Annotated in this window: 23 protein-coding genes; 11 read left to right on the forward strand and 12 right to left on the reverse strand. The window is 72.6% G+C overall.

The window, feature by feature from the left end; translation table 11 throughout:
* Positions 1 to 9: 9 nt before the first annotated feature.
* The 6 genes from pstA to mshD form a co-directional block, all read right to left on the reverse strand.
* Positions 10 to 1,092 carry a phosphate ABC transporter permease PstA gene (gene pstA, locus ACZ6ZI_RS23860; protein ID WP_469524040.1) on the reverse strand — a complete coding sequence of 361 codons (1,083 nt, stop codon included), beginning with the start codon at positions 1,090 to 1,092 and terminating at the stop codon, positions 10 to 12.
* Positions 1,092 to 2,081 carry a phosphate ABC transporter permease subunit PstC gene (pstC, locus tag ACZ6ZI_RS23865; protein ID WP_363055581.1) on the reverse strand — a complete coding sequence of 330 codons (990 nt, stop codon included), beginning with the start codon at positions 2,079 to 2,081 and terminating at the stop codon, positions 1,092 to 1,094. The genes pstA and pstC overlap by 1 nt, the downstream gene beginning before the upstream one ends.
* 129 nt (positions 2,082 to 2,210) lie before the next feature.
* Entirely contained in the window at positions 2,211 to 3,353 is a 1,143-nt protein-coding gene (pstS, locus tag ACZ6ZI_RS23870) for a phosphate ABC transporter substrate-binding protein PstS (RefSeq protein WP_363055580.1), read from the reverse strand.
* 398 nt (positions 3,354 to 3,751) lie between these two features.
* On the reverse strand, positions 3,752 to 4,711 hold the full coding sequence (locus ACZ6ZI_RS23875) for a CHAD domain-containing protein (protein WP_469524042.1): 960 nt from the start codon (positions 4,709 to 4,711) through the stop codon (positions 3,752 to 3,754).
* Positions 4,692 to 6,998, reverse strand: a complete 2,307-nt coding sequence (locus tag ACZ6ZI_RS23880; protein WP_469524044.1) for an RNA degradosome polyphosphate kinase — start codon at positions 6,996 to 6,998, stop codon at positions 4,692 to 4,694. The genes ACZ6ZI_RS23875 and ACZ6ZI_RS23880 overlap by 20 nt, the downstream gene beginning before the upstream one ends.
* Positions 6,999 to 7,447: 449 nt before the next feature.
* Positions 7,448 to 8,377, reverse strand: coding sequence for a mycothiol synthase (gene mshD / locus ACZ6ZI_RS23885; protein ID WP_469524046.1), 930 nt, complete (start codon positions 8,375 to 8,377; stop codon positions 7,448 to 7,450).
* 171 nt (positions 8,378 to 8,548) lie between these two features.
* On the opposite strand from mshD, the gene ACZ6ZI_RS23890 reads away from it, so the two are divergent.
* The gene (locus tag ACZ6ZI_RS23890) at positions 8,549 to 10,363 is read left to right on the forward strand and encodes a bifunctional metallophosphatase/5'-nucleotidase (RefSeq protein WP_469524048.1); all 1,815 of its coding nucleotides are present in this window, start codon (positions 8,549 to 8,551) and stop codon (positions 10,361 to 10,363) included.
* A 153-nt stretch (positions 10,364 to 10,516) separates the two neighbouring features.
* On the opposite strand, the gene ACZ6ZI_RS23895 is transcribed toward ACZ6ZI_RS23890, so the two are convergent.
* Positions 10,517 to 11,317, reverse strand: coding sequence for an alpha/beta fold hydrolase (locus tag ACZ6ZI_RS23895; protein WP_469524050.1), 801 nt, complete (start codon positions 11,315 to 11,317; stop codon positions 10,517 to 10,519).
* Positions 11,318 to 11,510: 193 nt separating this feature from the next.
* On the opposite strand from ACZ6ZI_RS23895, the gene ACZ6ZI_RS23900 reads away from it, so the two are divergent.
* Positions 11,511 to 12,101 (forward strand): TetR/AcrR family transcriptional regulator, encoded by a 591-nt coding sequence (locus ACZ6ZI_RS23900; protein WP_469524052.1) that lies wholly within the window; start codon positions 11,511 to 11,513, stop codon positions 12,099 to 12,101.
* Between the two features lie 65 nt (positions 12,102 to 12,166).
* The gene (locus ACZ6ZI_RS23905) at positions 12,167 to 13,036 is read left to right on the forward strand and encodes a phosphatidylinositol-specific phospholipase C (protein ID WP_469524448.1); all 870 of its coding nucleotides are present in this window, start codon (positions 12,167 to 12,169) and stop codon (positions 13,034 to 13,036) included.
* Here ACZ6ZI_RS23905 and ACZ6ZI_RS23910 read toward each other — a convergent pair.
* The 3 genes from ACZ6ZI_RS23910 to ACZ6ZI_RS23920 form a co-directional block, all read right to left on the reverse strand.
* Complete coding sequence (locus tag ACZ6ZI_RS23910; protein ID WP_469524054.1) at positions 13,016 to 14,476, reverse strand: sensor histidine kinase; 1,461 nt, start codon at positions 14,474 to 14,476, stop codon at positions 13,016 to 13,018. The genes ACZ6ZI_RS23905 and ACZ6ZI_RS23910 overlap by 21 nt on opposite strands.
* Positions 14,473 to 15,201, reverse strand: a complete 729-nt coding sequence (locus ACZ6ZI_RS23915; protein WP_363055572.1) for a response regulator transcription factor — start codon at positions 15,199 to 15,201, stop codon at positions 14,473 to 14,475. Before ACZ6ZI_RS23915 ends, ACZ6ZI_RS23910 begins: the two co-directional genes overlap by 4 nt.
* A gap of 66 nt (positions 15,202 to 15,267) precedes the next feature.
* Positions 15,268 to 16,542, reverse strand: a complete 1,275-nt coding sequence (locus ACZ6ZI_RS23920; RefSeq protein ID WP_469524056.1) for a S1C family serine protease — start codon at positions 16,540 to 16,542, stop codon at positions 15,268 to 15,270.
* A gap of 157 nt (positions 16,543 to 16,699) precedes the next feature.
* On the opposite strand from ACZ6ZI_RS23920, the gene ACZ6ZI_RS23925 reads away from it, so the two are divergent.
* Positions 16,700 to 17,410, forward strand: a complete 711-nt coding sequence (locus ACZ6ZI_RS23925) for a hypothetical protein (protein ID WP_469524058.1) — start codon at positions 16,700 to 16,702, stop codon at positions 17,408 to 17,410.
* Between the two features lie 13 nt (positions 17,411 to 17,423).
* Here the strand turns inward: ACZ6ZI_RS23925 and ACZ6ZI_RS23930 are convergent, their stop codons facing one another.
* On the reverse strand, positions 17,424 to 18,446 hold the full coding sequence (locus tag ACZ6ZI_RS23930) for a LacI family DNA-binding transcriptional regulator (RefSeq protein WP_469524060.1): 1,023 nt from the start codon (positions 18,444 to 18,446) through the stop codon (positions 17,424 to 17,426).
* 24 nt (positions 18,447 to 18,470) lie between these two features.
* Positions 18,471 to 19,274, reverse strand: a complete 804-nt coding sequence (locus ACZ6ZI_RS23935; protein ID WP_469524061.1) for a response regulator transcription factor — start codon at positions 19,272 to 19,274, stop codon at positions 18,471 to 18,473.
* A gap of 462 nt (positions 19,275 to 19,736) precedes the next feature.
* Between ACZ6ZI_RS23935 and ACZ6ZI_RS23940 the strand changes: the two genes are divergently transcribed.
* From ACZ6ZI_RS23940 to ACZ6ZI_RS23970, 7 genes are all read left to right on the forward strand, one after another.
* Entirely contained in the window at positions 19,737 to 19,991 is a 255-nt protein-coding gene (locus ACZ6ZI_RS23940) for a MoaD/ThiS family protein (RefSeq protein WP_363055568.1), read from the forward strand.
* Positions 19,992 to 20,001: 10 nt separating this feature from the next.
* Entirely contained in the window at positions 20,002 to 21,756 is a 1,755-nt protein-coding gene (locus ACZ6ZI_RS23945) for a hypothetical protein (RefSeq protein WP_469524064.1), read from the forward strand.
* A gap of 144 nt (positions 21,757 to 21,900) precedes the next feature.
* Positions 21,901 to 22,608 (forward strand): LmeA family phospholipid-binding protein, encoded by a 708-nt coding sequence (locus ACZ6ZI_RS23950; protein WP_363055566.1) that lies wholly within the window; start codon positions 21,901 to 21,903, stop codon positions 22,606 to 22,608.
* Between the two features lie 162 nt (positions 22,609 to 22,770).
* On the forward strand, positions 22,771 to 22,854 hold the full coding sequence (locus ACZ6ZI_RS23955; protein ID WP_350206375.1) for a putative leader peptide: 84 nt from the start codon (positions 22,771 to 22,773) through the stop codon (positions 22,852 to 22,854).
* Positions 22,855 to 23,064: 210 nt separating this feature from the next.
* Entirely contained in the window at positions 23,065 to 23,913 is an 849-nt protein-coding gene (locus tag ACZ6ZI_RS23960) for a sulfurtransferase (protein ID WP_469524066.1), read from the forward strand.
* A 51-nt stretch (positions 23,914 to 23,964) separates the two neighbouring features.
* Positions 23,965 to 24,255, forward strand: coding sequence for a DUF1416 domain-containing protein (locus ACZ6ZI_RS23965; protein WP_007265476.1), 291 nt, complete (start codon positions 23,965 to 23,967; stop codon positions 24,253 to 24,255).
* A gap of 106 nt (positions 24,256 to 24,361) precedes the next feature.
* Positions 24,362 to 24,640: a DUF3099 domain-containing protein gene (locus tag ACZ6ZI_RS23970; RefSeq protein WP_363055564.1), complete on the forward strand. Its 279-nt coding sequence runs from the start codon at positions 24,362 to 24,364 to the stop codon at positions 24,638 to 24,640.
* Positions 24,641 to 24,695: the final 55 nt, after the last annotated feature.

Raw genomic sequence — 24,695 nt, forward strand, 5'->3', positions numbered from 1 at the left:
GTGGTCGCTTCAGCGACCGGTCTTCGGGGCCTTCCAGCGGGCGATGCCGCGGGCCACCAGATTGAGGATCATGACGAAGGCGATCAGGACGAGGGCCGCGGCCCACGCCCGGTCGTAGGAGGCGTCACTGCCGACCTTGTACTGCTCCCAGATGTAGAGGGGGAGCGAGGACTGGGCGCCTTCGAAGGGGTTGCCGTTGATCAGCTGCGATCCGAAGACCAGGAGCATGATCGGGGCGGTCTCGCCGGCGATGCGGGCCACGGCCAGCATGACACCGGTGGAGATGCCGCCGATGGCGGTGGGGAGGACCACCTTGAGGATCACGCGCCACTTCGGGACGCCGAGGGCCAAGGCGGCCTCGCGCAGCTCGTTCGGGACGAGCTTGAGCATCTCCTCGGTGGAGCGGACGACGACCGGCATCATCAGGATCGACAGGGCCAGCGCGCCGGCGAAGCCGGAGGGGCCGAAGCCGAGCATCAGGTTCCACGTGGTCAGGATGAACAGGCCGGCCACGATGGAGGGGATGCCGGTCATGACGTCGACGAAGAACGTGACGGCCTTGGCGAGCGAGCCCTTGCCGTACTCCACCAGGTAGACGGCGGTCAGCAGGCCGATGGGGGCCGCGATCAGGGTGGCCAGGGCGACCTGCTCGATGGTGCCGAGCAGTGCGTGGTAGACGCCGCCGCCCGCCTCGAAGCTGGTCACGCCGTTCATCGAGTGGCCGAGGAAGTTCCCGTCGAGGACCTTCATGCCGCGGCTGACGGTGGTGCCGAGCAGCGAGAGCAGCGGGATGACGGCGAGGACGAAGCAGACCCAGACGACGGAGGTCGCGACGCGGTCCTTGGCCTGGCGGCGGTTCTCGACGATCGAGCTCGCGGTGTAGGTGATCGCGACGAAGAGGAGGGCCGCGATCAGGCCCCACTGGACCTTGCTGTCGAGGTCGAAGACGAGGCCGACGGCGATGCCGAGGACGACGGAGGCGGCGGCGATGCCGGCCGGTGCCCAGCGGGGCAGGCCGCCCCGGGTGAGGCCGGCGGGGGCCGCGGACTTGTGGGCCCCTGCGGGGCGCTGGTCCTGGATGGTGTGGCTCATCAGGCGTTCGCCCCCGAGAAGTCCTTGCGACGGGCGATGATCAGCCGGGCGGCGCCGTTGACCAGCAGGGTCAGGAGGAAGAGCACCAGGCCGGAGGCGATGAGCGCGTCACGGCCGAACTCGTTGGCCTCGTCGAACTTCGCGGCGATGTTCTGCGCGAAGGTTCCGCCACCCGGGTTGAGGATGTGCAGCGAGATCAGGAAGCTCGGGGACAGCACGGTGGCCACGGCCATGGTCTCGCCCAGGGCGCGGCCGAGGCCGAGCATCGAGGCGGAGATGACGCCGGAGCGGCCGAAGGGCAGCACCGACATCCGGATGACCTCCCAGCGGGTCGCGCCGAGGGCCAGGGCGGCCTCCTCGTTCATGCGCGGGACCTGGAGGAAGACCTCGCGGCTGACGCTGGTCACGATCGGCAGGATCATGATCGCGAGGAGGATGCCGACGGTGAACAGGGAGCGGGCGACGCTCACCTGGGTGCGGTCGAAGACGTACGTCCAGCCGAGGTACTCGTCGAGCCAGAGGTTCAGGCCGTTCAGCTGCGGCACCAGGAAGAGGGCGCCCCAGATGCCGTAGATGATCGACGGCACGGCGGCCAGCAGGTCGACGACGTAGGCGAGGGGCGCGGCCAGCTTGCGGGGCGCGTAGTGCGAGATGAACAGGGCGATGCCGACGGCGATCGGAACCGCGATGGCCATCGCGATGATCGAGCTGACGACGGTGCCGAAGAGGAGGACGGCGATGCCGAAGACGGGAGGGTTGGCCGACGCGTTCCAGTCGAAGGTGGTGAGGAAGTTGCCCTCGTTCTTCGACAGGGCGATCGAGGCCCGGTAGGTCAGGAAGACGGCGATCGACGCCATGATCACCAGGAGCAGGATGCCGGAACCCTTGGAGAGTCCCGCGAAGATCTTGTCACCGGCGCGGCCGGTGGACCTTCCGCTCGCTGCGACAGGCGGAGGCGTGTCTATCTGGGTGGGTGTGGTGGAAGCCATGTTCTTTCCGGTCTGTGTGGGGGGCGAGCCCCCTGGCGGCGGTGCACCGGATTCCCCCGGGGTGGAGGGGGAAGGTCCCGGGACCGGCCCGCCCCGGACGGGGGGCGGGCCTGGCCTCGGGGTTCAGGGTCAGGACAGCGACTTGATGGCTTCGCGGACCTTGGTGTTGATCTCGGCCGGGATCGGCGCGTAGCCGTTGTCCGTGAGGAGCTTCTGGCCCGAGTCGGAGGCGGTGTACTCCAGGAAGGACTTCACGGTGCCGAGGGTCTCGGCCTTGTTGCCCTTGTCGCAGACGACCTCGTAGGTGACGAGGACGATCGGGTACGCGCCGTCGGCCTTGGTCGAGTAGTCGAGCTTCAGGGCCAGGTCGGAGCCGGTGCCGGCGATCTTGGCGGCGGCGATGGCCTTGGAGGCGTTCTCGCCGGTGGCCTTGACCGGGGCGGCCGCGCCGGTGTTCACGTCGACGGTCTTGATGTTCTGCGCCGAGGCGTAGGAGAGCTCGAAGTAGCCGATCGCGCCGTCGACCTGCTTGACCTGGGTGGCGACACCCGCGGAGCCGGAGGCGCCGAGACCGCCCTGCGCCGGCCACTTCTTCGCGGCCTCGTACGGCCAGGCGTCACCGGCGGTGGCCTTGAGGTACTTGCCGAGGTTCTCGGTGGTGCCGGAGTCCTCGGAGCGGTGGAAGGCCTGGATGGCGGTGGAGGGGAGCGTGACGCCGGGGTTCAGCTTCTTGATCGCCTCGTCGTCCCACTTCTTGATCTTGTCGTTGAAGATGTTGGCGATCGTGGCGGCGTCGAGGTTCAGCTTGTCGACACCCGAGACGTTGAAGCCGAGCGCGATGGGGCCGCCGACCATCGGCAGGTTGATGCCCTGGCCGCCGGTGCAGATCTTCTTCGACTCCTCGACCTGCTCGGGCTTCAGCGCCGAGTCCGAGCCCGCGAAACCGACCGTGCCCTGGTTGAAGGCGACGATGCCCTCGCCGGAGGAGGAGGACTTGTAGTTCACCTCGACGCCGGAGCAGGCGGCCATGTAGTTCTTCACCCACAGGTCGACCGCGTTCTTCTGCGCGGAGGAGCCGGAGGCGAGGAGCTTGCCCTTGGCGCCGTCGCACTTGATGTCGCCCGGGGCCGCGGCGGACGCCTTCGGCGCGGTGCCGTCGGCACCGGTCTTCGTGTTGTCGTCCGAGCCGCACGCCGTGAGGACCAGGGCGCCGGACACGACGAGGGCCCCGAGGGCGGAGGCACGAAGCCGGTTCTTGCGCTGAAGCTTCACTTTCGGGTGTTCCTTCCGAGGAGCCGCCGGCCGCTTTCTGTGTCGGGGCGGCGTGCGAAGAGGACTACGGGTCGCGTGGTGCGGGCGCCGTGGTTTCGCGGGCGGCTCGCTCCCTGCGCTACCGAAATTAGGCAGAACAGGTGAAGCGGTCGACGGTGGTCGGTTAACGGATGGTGAACCGTGGCGGGCGGGCCGGTGCGGATGGGGGGGGTTTGTACCCGGACGTAATCGGGCGTTGTGCTCCCGTTATCCCGCCGTGACCTTCGCCCGGCCGGTGGTGGGGCGGGCAGGGGGAATGGCCGGAACTCGACGGTTCCGGGGCGGGGCGGGGCGGGGCGGGGGCAGGGGCCCTGCCGGGCGGGCGGGCCCTGCCGGGAGGGCCGGGCGGGCCGGGCGGGTCAGCTCGGGGTGGGGAGGGGGTGCCACAGGGTGTGGAAGCTCCGGCGGGCCGCCTCGACCGCGTGGCGCTGGTCTGCGTGCAGGACGCCGAGCGCGTAGGCCGTCGCCGGGGCGATGCGCGGGGTGCGGGCCGCCGCCGCGGAGGCGGTGGCGGCCTCGGAGGCGTCGCGGTGGCGGTCCAGGGCCCGGCCGGCCTCGGCGAGGCGGGCCACGTCCTCGCCGAGGGTCTCCCGCGCGTACCGGTGGACCCGCAGCAGGCGGCGTACCTCGTGCCAGGCGCCGTCCTCGTGCGTGGCGTACGGGGTCGCGGCGTCGGCGTCGGCGACGGGCAGCGCGGACACGGCCGCGTCGAGCCGGGTCTCGGTGACGCCCGCCAGCGGCACCAGGACCTCTCCCACCCGGCCCCGCGCCGCGACCGGGTCGAGCGGCACCTCCGAGGCCAGTAAGGCCACCGCGTCGGCCACCGCGTGGAAGCGGGCGGAGCCGAGCGCGTGCAGGGTCGCCGAGTGGGCCCGCGTACGGGCCAGGGTGAGCCGGCGCTCCAGCAGCGCGCCCGCCCGGGCGGAGCCCACCGTCAGCGCTCCGGGGGAGCCCACCGTGCCGCGCGGCACGGGCACCTCGGGGCTGCCGGAGAGGCGTTGCAGGGCCTCCAGGAGCCGCGCCTGCCGGGCGGCGTACGCGTGCTCGTCGGCCAGGGTCGACGAGAGCCAGACGAGTTCCGTGCGCAGGGAGTCGGCCCACGCCGAATCGGTCACCACCCGGAACGTGCTCAGGGAGGCGGCGATGCGGCGCGCGGCCCCCCGCAGGCCGCGCCCCGCCTCACCGCCGTCCGAGGGGTCCGACCCGCCCGCCGCGCCCGCTTCGCGCAGGCGCAGCGAGCGCAGGAAGACGGTGGCCTGGGAGCGCAGGTAGACGCCGAGCACGTCTCCTGCGGTCGGGTCATGGTTTGGCTGAGCCACGCCGGCGCCTCCGGGCGTCAATGAGCATCTCCTGTACGTGCCGCAGCGGCTGGCCCTCGGCGTCGGTGCTGTGCCGGGTCCATTCGCCGTCCGGGCCCAGGTGCCAGGAGGAGGTGGCGTCGGACATGCCGGTCTCCAGCATCCGGTCCAGGGCCGCGCGGTGGGCCGGGTCGGTGACCCGGACCAGTGCCTCGATGCGGCGGTCGAGGTTGCGGTGCATCATGTCGGCGCTGCCGATCCACACCTCGGGTTCGCCGCCGTTGCCGAAGGCGAAGACCCGGGAGTGTTCGAGGAAGCGGCCGAGGATCGAGCGGACCCTGATGTTCTCCGACAGTCCGGTGACACCGGGGCGCACGGCGCAGATGCCGCGCACCCAGATGTCGACGGGGACGCCGGCCTGGGAGGCCCGGTAGAGGGAGTCGATCAGGGCCTCGTCGACGATCGAGTTCATCTTGAGGCGGACGTACGCCGGGCGGCCCGCCCGGTGGTGGTCGGCCTCCTTGTCGATGCGCGAGACGAGCCCGTCGCGCAGGGACTTCGGGGCGGTCAGCAGCCGGCGGTAGGTCTCGCGCCGGGAGTAGCCGGACAGCCGGTTGAAGAGGTCGGAGAGGTCCGCGCCGACCTGGGGGTCGGCGGTGAGCAGGCCGAGGTCCTCGTAGAGCCGGGCGGTCTTGGGGTGGTAGTTGCCGGTGCCGACGTGGCTGTAGCGGCGCAGGGTGTCGCCCTCCTGGCGGACGACGAGGGAGAGCTTGCAGTGCGTCTTGAGGCCGACCAGGCCGTAGACGACGTGGCAGCCGGACTCCTCCAGCTTGCGCGCCCACTTGATGTTGGCCTGCTCGTCGAAGCGGGCCTTGATCTCGACGAGGACGAGGACCTGCTTGCCGGACTCGGCGGCGTCGATCAGGGCGTCGACGATCGGGGAGTCGCCGGAGGTGCGGTACAGCGTCTGCTTGATCGCGAGGACGTCCGGGTCGGCGGCGGCCTGCTCCAGGAAGGCCTGCACGGACGTGGAGAAGGAGTCGTACGGGTGGTGCAGCAGCACGTCGCGCTCGCGCAGGGCGGCGAAGATGTCGGGCGCCGAGGCGGACTCCACCTCGGCGAGGTCGCGGTGGGTGCCGGCGACGAACTTCGGGTACTTCAGCTCGGGCCGGTCGAGGGAGGAGATCCCGAAGAGGGCGGTCAGGTCGAGCGGGCCGGGCAGCGGGTACACCTCGGCGGCGCTGACGTTCAGCTCCTGGACGAGGAGGTCCAGTACGCCGGGGTCGATGGACTCCTCGACCTCCAGGCGGACGGGCGGGCCGAAGCGGCGCCGCATGAGTTCCTTCTCCAGGGCCTGGAGGAGGTTCTCGGCGTCGTCCTCCTCGACCTCCAGGTCCTCGTTGCGGGTCACGCGGAACATGTGGTGCGCGAGCACCTCCATGCCGGGGAACAGCTCCTCCAGGTGCGCGGCGATCACGTCCTCCAGGGGGACGTAGCGCTGCGGGGAGGCCTCCAGGAAGCGGGACAGGAGCGGGGGGACCTTGACCCGGGCGAAGTGGCGGTGGCCGCTGACGGGGTTGCGCACGACGACGGCCAGGTTCAGGGAGAGGCCGGAGATGTACGGGAAGGGGTGCGCGGGGTCCACGGCCAGCGGTGTCAGCACCGGGAAGATCTGGTTGCGGAACAGGGTGAAGAGGCGGGCCTGCTCCTTCTCGGTGAGGTCGGGCCAGCGGATGAGGTGGATGCCCTCGTCGGCGAGCTGCGGGGCGATGTCCTGCTGGTAGCAGGCGGCGTGCCGGGCCATGAGCTCGCGGGAGCGGGTCCAGATGAGGTCCAGCACCTCGCGGGGCTGGAGGCCGGAGGCCGAACGGGTGGCGACGCCGGTCGCGATGCGGCGCTTGAGGCCGGCGACGCGGACCATGAAGAACTCGTCGAGGTTGCTCGCGAAGATCGCGAGGAAGTTCGCGCGTTCGAGGAGCGGGGTCGCGGGGTCCTCGGCGAGTTCGAGGACGCGTTCGTTGAAGGCCAGCCAGCTGCGCTCGCGGTCCAGGAAGCGGCCGGCGGGCAGCTCGCCGGTCTCGTCCTTGTCCTCGTAGACGTCCAGGTCGGCGTCGAGGTCCGGATCGAGGTCCACGTGGGGGCGGTGGGCGGCTATGGAGCCGAGGCGCGCCTTCGACCGGGCGGTGGCGGGGGGCGGGGTGCCGGTGCCGGTTCCTGTGCCAGTGGTGCCGCCGGTGCCGGTGGTGGTGGTGTGAGACGGGTGCTGGGCGGGGACCTCGGTGGGGCCTGCGCTGGGCTGGTGGCTCATGACTCCATTCTTCCGCGCACGCGGGAGGACAGGCGCGTCGGAAGTGTCGGCCGTCAGGCGGAGTCGGGGGCGCATGTCGGGAGACTGGCAAGCGTTGCTGAATGCCCGGTTAATGGCGAATGGCTTCCAGGGTCCGCCTGGCGCACGGTTCGGCCGATCGGGGGGTGGGCCCTGCCTTTGCCCTGGCCGGGCGGGTGGGTACGGGGCCCTGCGGGGCGGTGGTGCGGGTGGGGGCCGCTGCGCGGGGCGTGCTCCCCGCCCCGCCCTTCCTCCGTTCCCCGGGGCTGCGCCCCGGACCCCGTGCGCGGGGGCCGCGCCCCCGGCACCCCGCTTCGGGGGCCGCGCCCCAGGGCCCCCGCGCATCGAACGCCGGCGGGGCTGAGGAGGCGGGGCCGCGCCCCCGGCCCCCGCGTCTCGGGTGGCGGTGGGGGCCGGGGCGGGGTCGGGGGTCAGCTTTCGGTGCGGTACATCAGGTCGACCTCGTGGGTGGTGAAGCCGAGGCCCTCGTAGACGGCGAGGGCCGCCGGGTTGTCGGCGTCGACGTAGAGCATCGCCGTCGGGAGGCCCTCGGCGGCCAGGTGGCGCAGGCCGATCGCGGTGAGGGCCTTGCCGAGGCCGCCGCCCTGGGCGCCGGGGAGGACGCCGACGACGTAGACCTCGCCGAGCCGTTCCTCCGCGTGGACCTTCGTCCAGTGGAAGCCGACCAGTTCGCCGTCCCGTTCCGCGAGGAAGAACCCCTTCGGGTCGAACCACGGCTGCGCGATCCGGTCGTTCAGGTCCCGCTGCGTGAGCGAGCCCTGCTCGGGGTGGTGGGCGAAGGCGGCGGCGTTCGCGGCGAGCCAGGCGGTGTCGTCCCGGCCGGGGACGAAGGTGCGCACGCTGACGCCGGCGGGCGGGGTCGGCTCGGGCAGCGGGGCCGAGTCGGGGCCCAGCGGGCGGCGCAGTTGGCGCAGTTCGCGGAAGAGGGTGAGGCCGAGGACCTGGGCCAGGTGGCGGGCGGCGGACTTGCCGCCGTGGGCCCACACCCGGATCCGCTTCCCGGAGGCGTTCAGCAGTGCGGCGCCCAGGGCGCGGCCGTGGCCGCGTCCGCGCAGCGCCGGATGGACGACGAGCTCGGCGGCGGGGGCCTCCACCGGGTCGGTGTCCTCCAGTTGTCCGTACGCGACGAGTCGGTCGTCGGCGGTGACGAGGAAGTGGCGGATGCCCTCGCGGGGGCCGCCGCGCAGCTGGAGGCGGCCCTGTTCGGAGACGGCGGTGGTGCCGTCGGTGCGGGCCGCCTCGTGGATCAGTTCCAGTACGGCTCCGGCCTGTTCCTCCGTCAGTTCGTCGAGGGTCTCGATCTGCCGTCCCGGCTCCAGGGCCGCTGCTGCGTCAGTCATGTCCCCGAGCCTACGGCCGAGGCCCCGGGTCGTGCCGCGTGACGGGGGACACGCCGTCCGACGCGTGCGCGTAACCAGCTCGCAACCCCCTACCCCCTGTCGTGCTACGCGCGTTGACCATAGGCTTCGGCCGACCTCCCTAGTTGTCTCGCTGTCCACAAAGGGGACCACATGTCAGCGACACCACAACGGCCCCGCACGGCCCGCCGGTTCACCCTCACCGCCCTCGCCCTCACGGCGGGGGCCGGAGCGATGGTGGCCGCCGCCCTGCCGGCGGGAGCCGCGAGTGGTGGCGGTGCGGCCAAGGGCCGTACCGTCGACGTGCAGATGCTTTCGTTCAACGACTTCCACGGCACGCTGGAGGCCCCCCAGGGCTCCTCCGGCACCGTGACCGAACGCCAGGCGGACGGCACCACCAAGGCCATACCGGCGGGCGGGGTCGAGTACCTCGCCACCGCCCTGCGCGAGGCCCGCAAGGGCCACGAGTACTCCGTCACCGCCGCGGCCGGTGACATGATCGGCGGCAGCCCGATGCTGTCCGGTCTCTTCCACGACGAGCCGACCGTCGAGGCGCTCAACAAGCTGAAGCTGGACGTCAGCAGCGTCGGCAACCACGAGTTCGACGAGGGTCGGGCCGAGCTGCGCCGGATGGCGTACGGCGGCTGCCACCCGGTCGAGGGTTGTTTCGAGTACGGCAAGACCTTCACCGGATCGGAATTCCAGTACCTCGCGGCGAACGTGACGGACGAGAAGACCAAGCGTCCGATGATGTCGCCCACCTTCGTCTGGAAGAAGGGGGACGTGAAGATCGGCTTCATCGGCGTCACCCTGGAGGGCACTCCGGACGTCGTGACCGCCGAGGGCGTCAAGGGCCTGAAGTTCGGCGACGAGGTCGAGACGATCAACAAGTACGCCGCCGAGCTGAACAAGCAGGGCGTCAAGTCGATCGTCGCGCTGATCCACGAGGGCGGTCTGCCCGCGAGCGGCGCCTACAACTACGACTGCGACGTGCCGGGCGCGGGCGCCGGGATCTCCGGTGCGATCGTCGACATCGCCAAGAACGTCGACGCGAAGGTCGACGCGCTGGTGACGGGCCACACGCACCAGGCGTACTCGTGCAACATCCCCGACCCGGCGGGCAACCCGCGCACGGTCACCTCGGCCGCCTCGTACGGCCGGCTGTTCACGGACACCACGCTGACCTACGACCGGCAGACCAAGGACATCGTCCGTACGCCGGTCGCCTCCCCGAAGCCGGTCAACCGGCTCGTCGGTCGCGACCTGCCGAAGGCCGCCGACATGACCGAGCTGATCGACCGGTGGAAGACGCTGGCGGCCCCGGTCGCCAACCGTCCGATGGGATACATCTCCGGTGACATCGCGGGCCGCGGTCTGGACGCCCCGGAGAAGCCGCTCGGAGACCTGATCGCCGACGCCCAGCTGGAGGCCACGGCCGCCGCCGACAAGGGCGGCGCGCAGCTGGCGCTCATGAACCCGGGCGGCATCCGTGCCGACCTCGCCTACAAGGCGGCCGGTGACGAGGGCGACGGCGTGGTGACGTACGGCGAGTCGTACACGGTGCAGCCGTTCAACAACCTGGTGAACGTGGTGGACCTGACGGGCGCGCAGCTCATCACCGCGCTCCAGCAGCAGGTCAGCGGCACGGTCAACGGTCCGAGCCCGAAGATCCTCCAGGTCTCCAAGGGATTCACGTACACCCTGGACCTGACGAAGGCGGGCGCGGACCGGATCGTCGTGGACTCGGTGCGGCTGAACGGCGCGCCCATCGAGGCGGGCAAGACCTACCGGGTCGCGATGAACGAGTTCCTCGCGGGCGGCGGTGACGGGTTCACCGTGCTGAAGGAGCACAAGAACAAGCTGGTGGGCGTGTCCGACCTGGACGCCTTCAACGCCCTGCTGGCGAAGTCCTCGGCGGCGGACCCGATCGCCCCGCCGGCGGCGGACCGGATCACGGTCGTCAAGTAGGACGCGGACGCGCACGGCGCAGGGCGCACGGCGCGGAGTGACCCCGAGGGGGCGGTGGGCCTGTGGCCCGCCGCCCCCTCGGGCTTTCGGCGTCCCGCGCACCCCCGTGGCGCGGGGCCCGCCGCCGGTTCGGAGGCCGGTTCGGAGGCCGGTTCAGAGGCCTGCGAGGAACGTCCGCACGGCCTCGTGGAAGGCGTCGGGGCGGGTGAAGGGCACGAAGTGGTCGCCCTCGACGGGGATGTACGCGGTTCCCGGGCGGCGGGTGGTCATGGCGTCGGCGGTGGCCCGCGGGAGGGCGGTGCTCCGGGTGGCGTGGATCAGGGCGGTGGGGCAGGTGCCGGCGAGCCAGGCGTCCCAGTGGTCGCCGCGGGCGCCGGCGATGGAGGCGAGCGCGTCCTCGGGGTGGTACGGGAGCCGCCAGCCGGTTCCGTCGGGCAGCGGGCGCAGGGCGGGGCCGACGAACCGGGCCCCGATCGGCCCGGCGGCCTCCAGGAGTTCCTCGCGGGTGGCGGCGGTGTAGCGCATGCCGGTCAGGAACTCGAAGCCCGCGGGCACGGCGGGGGCCCCGGCCTCGGCGCGGGGCACCTCGACGGAGGAGTCGGCGTTGACGAGGGCGGCGACCCGGTCGGGGTGTTCGGCCGCGAGGTGGACGGCGGTGAGGCCGCCGAGGGAGAAGCCGAGGACGACGACGGGGGCGTCGAGGCCGAGGTGGTCGAGGAGGGCGACGGCGTCGGCGACGTAGCCCTCGGTGCGGTAGTGCGGGGCGCGGTCGGAGTCGCCGTGGCCGCGCTGGTCGGGGGCGATGACCCGCCACCCGTCGCCGAGGGCGCCGGCCAGGCCGGCGTAGGCGGCGCCTTCGGAGAGACCTCCGTGGAGGGCGAGGAGCGGGCGGCCGGAGCCGCCGAAGTCCAGGTAGGACAGTGTGCGGTCGTCGATGGTCAGCGTGTGGCGCATGGGTCCGCTCTCCTCCGTGTGGCCGTGGCAGCGACCGTGGCGTGGCGTGCCGTGCCGTGCCGTGCCGTGTTCCGTGGTGACGGGTCCGAGTCTGCCGCGATTTGGGCAAGCGCGCAATACGTTTGTATTGCGCGCTTGCCCAAGAGGGTGGCCGGAGCCTCTGTGCCGAGCCCGGCGCGGCTACGATCCGGGGATGGGAAATCGTGAGGACCTGCTGGCCGGGGCGCGCCGCTGCCTGGAGGAGAAGGGCTACCTGCGCACCACCGTGCGCGACATCGCCTCGGCGGCCGGCGTGAGCATGGCCGCGATCGGCTACCACTACGGATCCCGGGAGGCCCTGCTCAACCAGGCCCTCTTCGCCGCCATGGACGACTGGGCGGCCGGCGCCCCGGCCCGCCTGACGGGACGGGGCGACAGCACCGAGGCGCGCTACGCCGACATGTGGGACCGCAAGATCCACGACTTCGGCGACACCCGCTGGCTGTGGATCGCCTCCGTGGAGGCCTTCGTCCACGCCCAGTCCTCGCCCGGGCTGCTCGCCGTCCTCGCCGAGGGCCAGCGCCGCTCCCGCCGGATGGTGGCCGCGCAACTGGCGGGCGTGGCCGAGGAGGACGTCACCGAGGAGGACGTACGCGGTCTCGGGTCGGTCCACCTGGCCCTGCTGAGCGGGGTGATGGTGCAGGCCCTGACCGATCCCGAACAGGCCCCGGACGGCGCCTCGCTGGCCCAAGGCCTGCGCCGCATGGCCGAGTTGCTCGACAAACCGCTGTCTACCGACGGGTAGTAAAGCCGGGTCCCGCGGGCCATAATCCGTCCGACACCAGGACGGCGAAGGGGCGGGGCATGGCGATGGACCGACGGGCCTTTCTGATCGGGGCGACGGCCGCGGGCGCGGGCCTGCTGACCGGTGTGGCGACGGCGGCCCCGGCCTCCGCGCGGACCCTCGACACCCGGGACTGGATGGCCGGCCTCGCCGACTCCACCGCCCTGACCCGTATGACCATCCCCGGCACCCACGACTCGGGAGCGACCAAGGGCGGACTGTACGTCGCCTGCCAGAACACCTCGATCGCCGCGCAGCTCGACTCCGGGATCCGCTTCCTCGACGTCCGCTGCCGCTCCACCGGCGGGTCCTTCGCCATCCACCACGCCGCGTTCTTCCAGGACCTGATGTTCGGGGACGTCCTCGTGGCCTGCCGGGACTTCCTCGCCGCGCGCCCGTCCGAGACGGTGTTGATGCGCGTGAAGCAGGAGTACTCCTCCGAGAGCGACGCCGCCTTCCGCGCGGTCTTCGACGACTACCTCGACCGGCGCGGCTGGCGGCCCCTCTTCCACATCGCCGACACGCTGCCCACCCTGGGGCGGGCCCGCGGCAAGGTCGTCCTGCTCGCCGACAACGCCGGCCTGCCCGGCCTGCGCTACGGCGACGGCGACGTCTACGACATCCAGGACGACTACAACACCGAGCCCTTCGCCAAGCGCGGCCGGATCGAGAACCACTTCCGCAAGGCCGTCCAGCAGCCCGGCAGGCTGTTCGTGAACTACGTCAGCACCGCCGCCTACATGCCCCCGCGCTGGAACTCCGACCGGCTGAACCCGCAGGTCCACGGCTTCGTCGACGGCGGCGAACTCGCCGGTCGCACCGGCCTCGGCATCGTCCCCATGGACTTCCCCAACACCCGCTCGGGGCTGGTGGCCTCACTCATCCGGCACAACTGACCAGCCGGCGCCGCCCGGAGCCGGCGCGGCCGGCGGCGGGGTCGGGGCGCCGGGCAGGCTCAGCACCGCCTCGGTGCCGGCCCCGCCGTCGGCCGGCGCCCGCAGGGCCACGGTGCCGCCGGCGCGGTGGGCCGTACGGGCCACGATCGACAGGCCCAGCCCGCTGCCGGGCAGGGCGCGGGCCGAGGGGGAGCGCCAGAAGCGTTCGAAGACGTGCGGGAGGTCCTCGGCGGGGACGCCCTGTCCGTGGTCGCGCACGGTCAGCTCGCCCGCGTGCAGTCGCACCTCCACCGCGCCGCCCGACGGGCTGAACTTCACGGCGTTGTCCAGGACGTTGACCACGGCCCGTTCCAGCGCCGCCGCCTCACCCCGGACGTACCAGGGCTCCAGCTCGGAGCCGAAGGTCAGCTCGGGACCGCGCAGCCGGGCCCGGGAGAGCGCGGACGCGGCGATCTCGTGCAGGGCCACCACGCCCAGCGGCGCGTGCGGGGCGGCGTCCGGCCGCGACAGCTCCTGGAGGTCGCCGATCAGCGAGGCCAGTTCCGTCATCTGGGCGGTGACCGAGGCCAGCAGCTCCTTGCGGTCCTCGGGCGGAATGGCCCGCCCGGTCTCCTCGCTGCGCGCCAGCAGTTCGATGTTCGTGCGCAGCGAGGTGAGCGGGGTGCGCAGCTCGTGCCCGGCGTCCGCGATCAGCTGGGCCTGGCGTTCCTGGGAGGAGGCCAGGGCCGCGGTCATCGAGTTGAAGGACCGCGACAGGCGGGCGATCTCGTCGTCGCCGTTCTCGGGGATGCGGACGGTGAGGTCCTCGGTGCGGGCGATGTGCTCCACGACGTCGGTGAGTTCGTCGACGGGCTTCAGACCGGTGCGGGCCACCCACAGGCCGGCCGCGCCGGCGCCGACCACGCCGACGCCGGAGACCAGCAGCAACACCCAGGCCAGGGTGGACAGCGGCTTGTCGATGTCGGCGAGGGGCTTGGCGATGGAGATCGCGAAGACGGCGCCGCCCGAGACGCGGGCCCCCTTGGTGTAGACCCGCATCTCGGTGCCGTCGGCGGTCGTCGCGTCGTAGAGCACCCAGTCGCGCAGTCCGGCCGCGACCTGCCGGTCGCCCGGGGTGACCGGCAGGTCGGTGCGGCCGCTCGTCCAGCAGTGGGTGCCGTCGGCGCCGACGATCTGCACGGTGGCGTTCAGGTTGTCGGCGATGCCCTCGGGGGGCTGGGCCGTCGGCCGGGTCACGCAGCCCTCGCGCAGGGTGCGCAGCACCTGCTCGTTGGGGTTGGTGGCGCGCAGCGACTGGTCGAGCTGGTCGCGCAGCTGGGTGCGGACCATCACCCAGGACACCCCCGCCACGGCGGCCACGGCCACCGCCACCGCCACCGCCACCAGCAGCGCGAGGCGCGAGCGCAGCGGCAGGGCGCGGAATCTGGCGAGGGGGCTCACTCGGGCCCGCCGTCGCCCTGGCGCAGGACGTAGCCGACCCCGCGCACGGTGTGGACGAGCCGGGGCTCGCCGCCGGCCTCGGTCTTGCGGCGCAGGTACATCACGTAGACGTCCAGGGAGTTGGAGCTGGGCTCGAAGTCGAAGCCCCAGACCGTCTTGAGGATCTGCTCGCGGGTCAGCACCTGGCGGGGGTGCGCGAGGAACATCTCCAGCAGGGTGAACTCGGTGCGGGTCAGCTCCACGGCCCGCCCGCCCCGGGTGACCTCGCGCGTGGTGAGGTCCATGCGCAGGTCGCCGAAGGTGAGGGTGTCGGCGTCGTGCGCGGTTCCGGCGGCGGGGGCGGCGTAGGAGCTGCGGCGCAGGAGGGCGCGGACGCGGGCGAACAGCTCGTCCAGCTCGAAGGGCTTGACGAGGTAGTCGTCGGCGCCGGCGTCGAGGCCGGTGACGCGGTCGCCGACGGTGTCGCGGGCGGTCAGCATCAGGATCGGGGTGACGCTGCCGGCCGCGCGCAGCCGGCGGGCCGCCGTCAGGCCGTCCATCCGGGGCATCTGGATGTCCAGGACGATCAGGTCGGGGGCGTACTCCCGTTCCTGGTCGAGGGCGTCGAGCCCGTCGACGGCGGTCCGGGTCCCGTACCCCTCGAAGGCGAGGCTGCGGCGCAGGGCCTCGCGGACGGCGGGCTCGTCGTCGACGACGAGGATGCGCTGCTGGTCGCCTTCGGTCATGGGTTCAGTCCCCCCGGGGGTGGTGGTCGGAGCCGGTCGGAGCGTGCGAGGGCACCTCCCAGGGTGTCAGAAGGAGGTGCCGAAGCCGTTCGCCGTGCCGCCGCCGTAGCCCGAGCCGGAGCCGGCGGAGGAGCCGTCGGAGGAGCCGGCGCCGCCGGGGCCGCCGCCGCGCAGGGAGTCGAGGTCGGCCTTGATGGTGTTGACCGGGATGGCGAAACCGAGGCCGACGCTGCCGGCGCTCGCGCCGTCGGCGGCGGGGGAGTAGATCGCGGAGGGCATTCCGACGATCTCGCCGGCCATGTTGACCAGGGCGCCGCCGGAGTTGCCCGGGTTGAGGGAGGCGTCCGTCTGGATGGCCTTGTACGAGGTGGTGTTCGAGCCGGTGTCGCCGTTGAACTGGCGGCCGTCGAAGGAGAACGGCCAGCCGCCGTCGCCCTGCTGCCGGCGCTGCTGCTGGGGGTTCTCGGACTTCGGGACGTTCACGTCGCGGTTCAGGGCCGAGACGATGCCGCTGGTGACGGTGCCGGTGAGGCGGTCGGGGGAGCCGATGGCGACGACCTGGTCGCCGACCTTGAGCCGGTCGGAGTCGCCGAGGGTCGCGGGCTTGAGGCCGCTCGCGCCCTGGAGCTTGATCAGCGCCAGGTCCTTGGCGGGGTCGGTGCCGACGAGCTCGGCGGCGTACTTCTTGCCGTCGCTCATGGTCACCTGGATCTCGGCGGCGCCGCTCACCACGTGGTTGTTGGTGACGATCTCCCCGTCGGCGGTGAGCACGATGCCGGAGCCGGTGCCCTGACCGCCGGAGGTGCGGGTGTCGATGCGCACCACGGACGGGCTGACCTGCTCGGAGACCCCCGAGACGGTGCCGGTGTTGGACTGCGAGGCGTTGGTGCCGTTGATCCCGCCGATGCCGCCGCCGTGCGGGGCGAGGAACTGCTGGACGGCCGCGGCGGTGCCGCCGCCGACGAGGGCGGCGGCCAGGGCCACGGCGGCGATGAGCGCCACGGGCCGCTTGGCGCGGGCGGGGGCGGCGTGCGCGGGACCGCCGACGCCGTCCCGGCTCGCCCAGCCGGTGCCGTCCGCGCCGCCGCCCGCGCCGCCGGCGGGTCGGGGGACGGTCTCGCCCTGGATGACCGGGGGCTGGTGTGCCTCGTACCAACCGGGCGGGGCGGGCGGGACGGTCGGCGGGTGGGCGGGCGGCGGCGGGTAGGCGCCGGCCGCGGGGCCGACCCCGGCGTCGTGGGCCAACCGGTCGCGCCCGCGCTGCCAGTCCTCGCCGAAGGGCGCGTTCCGGTCGGGGCGGTTCTCCTGCGGGTCGCCTTCGCGGCGGAAGCTCTCGGTCATGTCCCCGACTCTGGCGCCGGTTCATGAGAGCTTCCTGAGTCCCCGCTGAGAAGCCCGACAGAACCGCGTATGCCCGATATAAGGCCCTGGGCGGGAGGGCTCGCGCGTGCTAACTTGAACGTGTTCAATTGAACGCGTTCAAGGGGGGGGTGCGGCCGTGGCCGACGAGACGAGGACGGACGGCGCACCCGCGCCCGAGGCCCCGAGGGCCGGCCGGTGGGCCTGGCGGTGGGCCGTGGCGGCGGTCGTCGTCCAGGCGCCCGCCCTGCTGATCGGCCTGTTCTCCGCCCTCGGCCCGCTCTACTTCGTGACCGCCCTGCTCGTCGGCGTCCCGCTGTGGCTGCGCGCGGACGCCCTGAGCTTCGCGCGCGCCTGCCTCGTCGTCGGCGGCCTGCTGCTGCCCTGGGCGACGGTCGGCGCGGTCCTGGGCCTGTTCCTCTTCCTGCCCTCCGCGGTGGCGCTGCTCGTCGCGGCCCACGCCGATCCCCGCCACCGACCCGGAGCCCGCTGGACCTGCGCGGTGGTCGGCGGGACGCTCGTCCTGATCGGGCTCGGCGTCCTCGGCCTGGTCGGGGCCCTCGCCCCCGTGTCCGGGCCCGAACCGCCTCCGGCCCGCCGCTCCTACGAGGCCCCGCTCGATCCCGCCCGCTTCGCCCACGCGGACCTCGACGGTCGAAGGACACAGCTGCACGAGGCCGGAGCCCTGTACGTGGACGCCTACACCCGCGCGAACCGGTCGTACCTCACCGTCGAGTTCCCCGACGCCCTCACCGAGGCGCGGCGCGAACTGCTCCGGACCCGCATGGAAGCCGTACCGGGCGCCGGCGCCGTGGTCCTGTGCCCACCGCACGGCTGCGTCGGGGAATGACCGACCGGGGTGCTCAGCGGCAGCCGCAGGAGCGGCGGATGACCAGGGCCGAGGGGAACTGCTTGAGGCGCTCGCGGCGCGAGCCCGCCACGCGCAGGGCGTCGTCCAGGACGAGGTCCACGGCCGCGCGGGCCATCGCGGGCCGGTCGGAGGCGATCGTCGTCAGCGGCGGGTCGGTCAGCGCGGCTTCCTTGACGTCGTCGAAGCCGGCCACCGCCAGCTGCTCGGGGACGTCGATGCGCAGCTCGCGGGCGGCCCGGAGCACGCCGATGGCCTGGTCGTCCGTCGCGCAGAAGATCGCCGTCGGGCGGTCCGGCCGGGCCAGGACCTCCAGGGCGACCTTGTACGCGTCGTAGCGGTTGTACGGGGCCTCGATGAGCCGGCCCTCGATCGAGCGCCCGGCCTCCAGCATGGCCCGCCGCCAGCCCTCGACGTGGTCGGCGACCGGGTCGCCGACGGACGGGGTGTTCTCGACGCCGCCGATGCAGGCCACGTACGCGTGCCCGTGCTCCAGGAGGTGGCGGGTGGCGAGCTGGGCACCGCCGATGTCGTCCGTGACGACGGCCACGTCGTCGATGGCCTCGGGCCGCTCGTGCAGCAGCACGATCCGCGCGTCCCACGCCTCGATCTCGGAGGCGGCCCGCTCGCTCATGCCCTGGCTGACGAGGATCAGTCCGGACACCCGCATCCCGAGGAAGGCCCGCAGGTAGTGGACCTCGCGCTCGTCGCGGTAGTCGGAGTTCCCGACGAGGACCATCTTCCCGCGCTCGGCGGCGGCCTGCTCGACCGCGTGCGCCATCTCCGCGAAGAACGGCTGACGGGCATCGGGGACGATCATGCCTATGAGGTCCGTGCGGCGTGACGCCATCGCCTGCGCGACCCGGTCCGGGCGGTAGCCCAGGTCCTTGATCGCGGCGAGTACACGCTCGCGCGTGGCCGGGGCGACCGGCCGGGGTCCGTTGTTGATGACGTAGCTCACGACGGCGGTAGACGTACCCGCAAGTCGTGCAACGTCATCCCGCGTCACCTTGGCCACGCGCGGCAGTCTACGCGGGGTGACCTACCTCTGGGCAGGGTGTTTTGCCGAGTGGATGCTCACAGCGCCTTCCTCCATCCGGGGGAGGCCCGCCGGCGACCCGGAGCCCCGGTCGGAGGCCGCCCGCTCGGCCGCCTCCGCGGCCGCGCGCTCCACCTTCTCCGGGGTGACGAAGCGGTAGCCGACGTTGCGGACCGTGCCGATCAGCGACTCGTGCTCGGGGCCGAGCTTGGCGCGCAGCCTCCGTACGTGCACGTCGACCGTCCGGGTGCCGCCGAAGTAGTCGTAGCCCCACACCTCCTGGAGGAGCTGGGCGCGGGTGAAGACCCGGCCCGGGTGCTGGGCGAGGTACTTCAGCAGCTCGAACTCCTTGAAGGTCAGGTCCAGGACCCGCCCCTTCAGCTTCGCGCTGTACGTCGCCTCGTCGACCGACAGGTCGCCGTTGCGGATCTCCATCGGGGAGTCGTCCGAGCCGAGCTGGCGGCGCCCGGTCGCCAGGCGCAGCCGCGCCTCGACCTCGGCCGGCCCGGCGGTGTCCAGCAGGACGTCGTCGATGCCCCAGTCGGCGGTGACGGCCGCGAGGCCGCCCTCGGTGACGACGAGGATCAGCGGACAGCCCGGCCCGGTGGAGCGCAGCAGCTGGCACAGCGAGCGCACCTGCGGCAGGTCGCGGCGGCCGTCGACGAGGATCACGTCGGCGCCCGGGGTGTCCACGAGGGCCGGGCCCTCGGCGGGCGCGACCCGGACGTTGTGGAGGAGCAGCCCGAGCGCGGGCAGCACCTCGGTCGAGGGCTGGAGGGCATTGGTCAGAAGCAGGAGGGAGCTCATGCCCGACCACCTGCCCGGGTCGGGTGGTCGTGCGCCTGCGCGGTTCGCGGGTCCATCACGTCGGTTCCTCCTCGGTCCCGTCGAGGACTTGCGTGGTACTGCTTCGTACGACTGCCTGGCGCCCCGCCCCGCCCCGCGCCCTGGGGCCGGAGGAGCGCCACTGTTCTCGGTCCGTTCAACGTGCTGAAAGCACAAAAGGACCCGGGGGCTACGTTGCCCGGATCCTCTACGCCGCCAGAATAGCCCACCGGTCCTTCGCGGGCCGAGGGCTCAGGGGGCCGCGTTCTGTGGTCCGTGCCACGCCCGGGCCCCGCGTATGCCCCGGTTTCACCACATCGGCGGCCCGCCGACCGGTACGGCGGGCCCCGCCGGGCGCACGAGGGGCGCGTGGACGCACACCGGGGTGGAGCCCCGGAGGGGTCATCATGGAGGCCGGTAGAGAGCCGACTGATAGGAGCTGCAGTGGCAACCGGAACCATCCGCTACTGGGCGGCGGCCAAAGCCGCGGCCAAGACTGCGGAGGAGCCGTACTCGGCGCGCACACTGGCCGAGGCGCTCGACGCCGTGCGGGAAGCCCACCCGGGGGAGCTCACCCGGGTCCTGCAGCGCTGCTCCTTCCTGGTGAACGACGAGCCCGTGGGCAAGCGCGCCCACGACGCCGTCCTGCTGACCGAGGGGGGCACCGTCGAGGTGCTCCCGCCGTTCGCGGGCGGGTGAGCGGGAACCGATGAGCACTCCCGAAGAACAGCAACAGCAGCAGCGGCAGCAACACCAGCAGCAGCAACACCAGCAGCAGGGGCAGCCGCAGCCGCCGCAGGACCCCTACTCCACGCAGACCTGGTCGTCCGACACCTGGGACACCGGCTACCAGCCGGTGCAGCCGCCGCTGGGCGCCGTCCCGGGGCAGGCCGCCGCGCCGGCGCCCGAGGGCTGGTTCCGCGACGAGGCCCCGCAGCAGCAGGCCCCGCAGCAGCCGGTGCAGCAGCAGCCGGTGCAGCAGTACGGGTGGCCGCAGGCCGACGCCACGGGCGCGGGCGCCGAGACCGCGTACCTGCCGCCCGTGCAGGCGCACCAACAGCACCACCAGCACCAGCAGCAGCATCAGCAGCCCCAGCCGATGGCACCGGAGGGCTGGTTCCGCGACGCGGCGCCGCAGCAGCAGGCCCCGCAGCAGCCGGTACAGCCCCAGCCGGTGCAGCAGTCCGGGTGGCCTCAGGCCGCCGCTCCGTGGCCGCAGGCCGACGCCACGGGCGCGGGCGCCGAGACCGCGTACCTGCCGCCCGTACGGGACGACGCCGCGGCCGAGACCGCCTACCTGCCGCCGGTGCGGGAGCAGCAGCCCCGCCACGCGCGGCAGCCGCAGCAGCCCCAGCAGCCTCAGCCGATGGCACCGGACGGCTGGTTCCGCGAGGAGGCCCCGCAGGCCTCGGCCGCCGCCGAGACGGCGTACCTGCCGCCCGTACGGGACCTCCCGGCCGAGCAGCCGGCGTACCCGTCCCCCGTGGTCCCGGCGCCCGACGGCGCCGCCGCCGAGACGGCGTACCTGCCGCCGGTGCGGGACACCGAGCCCGCCGCCGAACGGACCGCCTACCTGCCGCCGGTCGTGGACGACGGCCCCGCCGCCGAGCGGACCGCCTACCTGCCGCCCGTACGGGACACCGAGCCGGCCCCCGCCGCCGGTCCCGACGCGTACTCGCCGCCCACCCTGGGCGGCAACACGCTGCGCGCCGTCGACCCCGCGCAGGCCCGCGCCGAGGGCCGCTCGCCGATCATCGACCCGGGTCCGCAGTCGGCCATACTGACCGCCGCCCTGGGCCTGCTGATGGCCCTGGCCGCGTTCTTCGGCCAGTACGCGCTCCTGCTGCCGCTGATCGCCCTCCAGGGCCTCACCGCGGCCGGCTGGTTCCGCCTCAACGGCATGTGGCCCGCCCGCCAGGGCATCGCCCTCGCCTTCGCCGGCGCGCTCGTCGCCGACGCGGCGGTCCTCGCGGTGGACGACACGTACGGGCCCGGCGCGATCATCGGCACCCTCGGCGCCTGGGTGCTGCTCACGCTGGTGCTCCAGCTGCGCAGCCACGCCGACCCCGACGAGCGGATGTACGGGCTGATGGCCTCGGTCGCCTCGGCGGCCCTGGCGATCGTGTGCGCGGGCTTCCTGGCCGCCGACACGAAGGCCGTCACCGTGGGCGCGGTCGCCGTCGCGGTCGCCGTGTTCACCCGGGCCCTGCCGCTGCCCACCCCCGCCTCGGTGGCGGTCTCGCTGGCCGCCGCGGCCGGTTCGGGCATCGCGGTCGGCGGGCTGACCGGGGTCGGCGCGGGCGGAGCGCTGCTTGGGCTGGCCGCCGGCGTGTGCGCGCTGGTCGGCCTGCGCGTGGCGGCGTACGACTACCCGTCGAAGTTCGTGCACATGACGGCCGGTGTCGCGCTGCCGCTGGCCGTCGCCGCTCCCGCCGTCTACCTGATCGGGCGGGTGGTGGTCTGATCGCCGGCGGCCCGCCCGCGCCCCGACCCGCCCGCACCCCCGCCCGCACCCCCGCCCGCCCGTACGTACGCCGACCTGACAGGGCCCCGACACCCGGGCATGGTCCACTAGAACGCAGTACCGACTAGCAAGGGGGAGGGGCACGTGCGGTTTCTGCGCGTCGTCGTGATCATCGGAGTGGTGCTGGGCGCCCTGTTCGTGGGGGTGGACCGCTGGGCGGTCGGCTACGCCGAGGGTCGGCTCGCCGAGAAGATCCAGTCCCGGCAGGGGTTGGGCAGCGCCGAGGTGGAGATCCACGGGTTCCCCTTCCTCACCCAGGCGCTCAGCCACGACCTGGAGCGGGTCGACCTGAAGCTGGAGGGCGTGGAGGCCCAGGCGGACGGTCGCAAGACGCGCCTGACGCGGCTGGAGGCCGGCTTCCACGAGGTGAAGCTGAACGGGGACTACACGGGCGGCACCGCCCGCCGCGCCGAGGGCAAGGCGCTGATCTCCTACGAGGACCTCACCAAGGCCTCGCAGAGCGACGCCACGCTGACCTACGGCGGGGCGCCGGGCAAGGTCAAGGTGACCTCGACGCTGGACTTCCTCGGCAAGACCGTCACCAAGAGCGTGGTGTCGACGGTCACCCTCGTCGACACCAAGGGCGGCGGCAAGACGGTCCGGGTGCGGGCCGACTCCGTCCCGGGCGAGGGGCTGCCGGGCATCGAGGCCGCCGTCCGCAAGCGGACCGACTTCGACCGGCGCCTCGACCAGGGGCTGCCGGCCGGTCTCCAGCTCTCGGCGCTGACCTCGGACGAGTCGGGTGTGCACCTCACCCTGAGCGGTACGGACGTGTCCCTGGCCGGATCGTGAGACGACTCGGTCCGATCCGCAGATGAACGGGCCACTCGAACAGCCCCGGAAGGCCGCCAGGCGGCCGTCCGGGGCTTTCTCATCCCACTATCCGGACGATCCGGTCTCGAAATATGACACACCGGTGACAGGGCGGCCGATTCCTCCCTACGATCCATGCCTATGAAGCATCAGCAGGCGGACCTCACGAAGCGGCGGGCAGTAGACCTGTGTCGCGTCGCCGCCATGCTCTGTCGCTCCATGTGAGGTGTGAGCCTTCCGCTCCACCGGCCGGATCGACGGCCTCGGCCCTTCATCCCGCGTGATCGCACCGACCGCACCTTCCTCCCGCCCCCGACGCCTCCCCGCGAACGGCCCGGCGCGACGTCCGCCAAGGCGCGCACGCACCCCGCACCATCAAGCCCCGCAGCGCAGCACCAGCACAGCCCGCCGCACACTGCCCCGGAGGAGAACACCATGAGCCGCAGCGACGTCCTCGTAGACGCCGACTGGGTCGAGGCCCACCTGAACGACGCCGACGTCGTCATCGTCGAGGTGGACGAGGACACGTCCGCGTACGACAAGAACCACATCACCAACGCCGTCCGGATCGACTGGAAGACCGACCTCCAGGACCCGGTCCGCCGCGACTTCGTGGACCAGGAGGGCTTCGAGAAGCTCCTCTCCGCCAAGGGCATCTCCAACGACGACACCGTCGTCCTCTACGGCGGCAACAACAACTGGTTCGCGTCCTACGCCTACTGGTACTTCAAGCTCTACGGCCACCAGGACGTCCGCCTGCTCGACGGCGGCCGCAAGAAGTGGGAGCTCGACTCCCGCGACCTGGTCGACGGCAAGGACGTCCCGAACCGCCCGGCCACCGCGTACAAGGCCAAGCCGCAGGACACCTCGATCCGTGCCTTCCGCGACGACGTCGTGGCCGCGATCAACGTCCAGAACCTGGTCGACGTCCGCTCGCCCGACGAGTTCTCCGGCAAGCTGCTCGCCCCGGCGCACCTCCCGCAGGAGCAGTCGCAGCGCCCCGGCCACGTGCCGAGCGCCCGCAACATCCCGTGGTCGAAGAACGCCAACGACGACGGCACCTTCAAGTCCGACGACGAGCTGACGGCCCTTTACCAGGCCGAGGGCGTCGACCTGGACACCAAGGACACCATCGCCTACTGCCGCATCGGTGAGCGCTCCGCGCTCACCTGGTTCGTGCTGCACGAGCTCCTGGGCCAGGAGAACGTCAAGAACTACGACGGTTCGTGGACCGAGTACGGCTCGCTGGTCGGCGTGCCGATCGAGCTCGGCCCCAACAAGTAGTCCCGGGCACGCGACGCCCTCGTAGCAACTCTCTAGGACAGGACAGAGAACATGTGTGGAGCACAGATCGGCGGGCCCGACCTCGCGACGCTGAAGCCCGGTGAGACCGCGATCCAGGGTCAGGTGACCAAGGACGGCGAGCCCATCAGCGGTTACGTCCGCCTGCTGGACTCGACCGGCGAGTTCACCGCCGAGGTCCCGACCTCGGCGACGGGCCAGTTCCGCTTCTACGCGGCTACCGGCTCCTGGACGCTGCGCGCGCTCGTCCCCGGTGCCCAGGCCGACCGCGCCGTCGTGGTCGCCGAGGCCGGCGGCGTGACGGACGTGGCCATCGCGGTCTGAGCCACCGCACGCAGAACGGCCGAAGGGCCGCACCCCCGGGGGTTGGACGCCACTGGATCGGGGTGCGGCCCTTCGCGCCGTCCGCGTCCGGACCTACGCTGGAAGCATGTACGCCAGGCGCCGGCGCGCCTACTTCCTGCTCATGGGCGGATGCCTGTTCCTCTTCGTCTCCGCCTGGTCCTTCGTGCGCCTGTTCTCGGTGGAGGCGGCCGTGGCCCTGTGCGTCGTCGCCATGGTCATCCCGCCCGTCGCCGCGATGGTCGCGAACCGGCGGGGACCGGAAGACCGCTGGTGGGACGATCCCTCGGGCGATCCGAAGTCCGATGAGTGGTGGGACGAACTGGACGGAAAGCGGCGTCCGGGAAAAGACGACCCGCCTATATAAGAACGTAATAAGAATGCTTACAACTCCTCCGTAGGTGAAGGTGTCTTGCGTGTGC

Source organism: Streptomyces sp. NPDC103540, from assembly GCF_055584445.1.